The organism is Psychrobacter sp. 1Y4 (genome assembly GCF_051847555.1).
The window spans coordinates 1-633 of the sequence record NZ_JBPYDE010000737.1; the positions used below are offsets into that span (position 1 = coordinate 1).

Annotated in this window: 1 protein-coding gene; it reads right to left on the reverse strand. The window is 42.8% G+C overall.

All coding sequences use genetic code 11. From position 1 onward, the window contains the following. Window positions 1-134: 134 nt before the first annotated feature. Entirely contained in the window at window positions 135-623 is a 489-nt protein-coding gene (locus ACS8FC_RS18615) for a BLUF domain-containing protein (protein WP_439297883.1), read from the reverse strand. Window positions 624-633: the final 10 nt, after the last annotated feature.

The following is a 633-nucleotide window of genomic DNA, read 5'->3' on the forward strand; positions in this document are numbered from 1 at the left end:
GGCCGATACATTTGGGTTTGCGCGGCTGGCATAGGTCATGCTAACTAAAATGTGTGCATCTGTCGTTACTGAGTTCATAGCTTTTCTCTCATACAAGTGTCATGGGTGCAGGTCTGATTATCAGCATCGATAGACTAGCTAAAATCATACCAAGGTTTTTTCTTCTGAATGGTCTGCACGTCATTCTTTGCTTGTTGCTCTTGCAGCTCAGATAATGTATCAATCAACATCGTGATTTGGTTGGTACTCATTAAGTAAGGATTGAACTCACTTCCTGTCGAGAATTTTAACGCCAGTCCTTTGTTCTCTTCACTTGGAATCAAGTACTTCATTGACCATTTACTCCAATGACGCTGCTCAACTTCACGGCACTCTATCACCTGCAAAGAATGATGACGCTCATCTTGCACAAGCTTTCTAAGCAAGCCATTGATAACCGGCCTTGCCCCTTCGATACTTTGCAAAAAGTAGTTATGGTTAAACACCAAAGCACCAGTGATGCCATTGCGCTCGTTATTTTGCTGAGCCTGCTCAAGGATACGAGTCACCTCGCCGTTGAGGTTATCGTTGTTATAACGACTGATATAAGTCAAACGTAGAATGATATGCTCACCATGCAGCATTTTTAGACGA

Coding starts and splice junctions, on each gene's coding strand:
- ACS8FC_RS18615 (WP_439297883.1), bottom strand. CDS start 623: ATGCTGCATGGTGAGCATATCATTCTACGTTTGACTTATATCAGTCGT.